This is a genomic window from Pseudomonas agronomica (genome assembly GCF_025917275.1).
Lineage (GTDB): Bacteria > Pseudomonadota > Gammaproteobacteria > Pseudomonadales > Pseudomonadaceae > Aquipseudomonas > Aquipseudomonas agronomica.
On sequence record NZ_JAOSHO010001154.1, the window covers coordinates 1 to 249 of the forward strand.

At 66.3% G+C, this 249-nt stretch carries 1 pseudogene; it reads left to right on the forward strand.

Annotated features, from left to right (window positions below):
* Positions 1–58: 58 nt before the first annotated feature.
* A pseudogene (locus tag OC610_RS29350) lies at positions 59–249 on the forward strand (hypothetical protein); the annotation flags it as partial.

The following is a 249-nucleotide window of genomic DNA, read 5'->3' on the forward strand; positions in this document are numbered from 1 at the left end:
TTCGCGAGCAGGCTCGCTCCCACAGGGTATTTTGATCAGATAAAAAGAGACCCGCAGCATGAGCGACGCCAGCCGCGCCGATGCACTGTTAGCCAACCTGCCACGCCACGACCGTGGCCGTCTCAAGGTCTTCCTGGGCGCCGCTCCGGGCGTCGGCAAGACCTACGCCATGCTGCAAGCGGCCCACACCCGGTTGCGCCAAGGCACGGACGTCATCGCCGGGGTCGTCGAAACCCACGGGCGCGCCGA